This window comes from Bacteroides sp. 519, from assembly GCF_010500955.1.
In the GTDB taxonomy this organism is placed as follows: Bacteria; Bacteroidota; Bacteroidia; order Bacteroidales; family Bacteroidaceae; genus Bacteroides.
On sequence record NZ_QVMJ01000074.1, the window covers coordinates 1 to 711 of the forward strand.

Annotated in this window: 1 protein-coding gene; it reads right to left on the reverse strand. The window is 40.5% G+C overall.

What is annotated here, in order from left to right; genetic code table 11:
• Positions 1-176: 176 nt before the first annotated feature.
• A complete protein-coding gene (locus D0T85_RS21955; RefSeq protein ID WP_163215661.1) occupies positions 177-674 on the reverse strand; it encodes a lipocalin/fatty-acid binding family protein in 498 nt (165 codons plus the stop codon).
• Between the last annotated feature and the right edge of the window lie 37 nt (positions 675-711).

Below are 711 nucleotides of genomic sequence, written 5' to 3' on the forward strand. Positions count from 1 at the left end.
CTCATGATCATAAGAAATGGAAGGAAAGGCAAGTCAGGAATTTAGTATGAAGTATCCTCACTTCACAGGAGAGGGGAAAATTCATTTAGGAAGAAATGGTGATTTAGATGTGATACTAATTCCATGGTCAAGAGAATAGGATTCATAATGCTCATCCTGTTGACATCTATAGGTTTTTACTTAGGACATGTATCTGTGGCCAGAACATTTTGAATGTTTTCTGATGGAATGCCTCGTTCCTTAGAAAAGGTCTCAAGTTTGTCCTGTTGTTCAGAAGTCAAAGGCTCACCCTTTCCAACAACAAAAATCAAATGTGTTACCCGGCCGGATCTATCCGCATTCTTACTGACAAAGACAATGTTTTCTGATGTTACATACACAGGTTCAAATCTATTATCACCTTCAAATTGGGTTTTATAGGTGCCATCTTCTTGCTTATATCCAGTGACTGTCGTCTTTGAGCATTGGCCATTTGCTTTGACATAAAATGTGACACCCATTTCAGTACAATCCGCATTACAAGAAATTTCACGAACATAGAGTCTCAGTTCTTTTCCCTCCTCTACCTTGTCCACATTGTCAGCAGCGATGGCAATGGTATTCCATTGTCCTGCAATCTGAGGATCAGCATGTGCCAGACCAAATGCCAAAGCCAGCAGCAGAAACTTTACCATGGTGGTGCCTGCCTTTGCTTTTCTTCAGAAGCTCAAA

Coding starts and splice junctions, on each gene's coding strand:
- D0T85_RS21955 (WP_163215661.1), bottom strand. CDS start 674: ATGGTAAAGTTTCTGCTGCTGGCTTTGGCATTTGGTCTGGCACATGCT.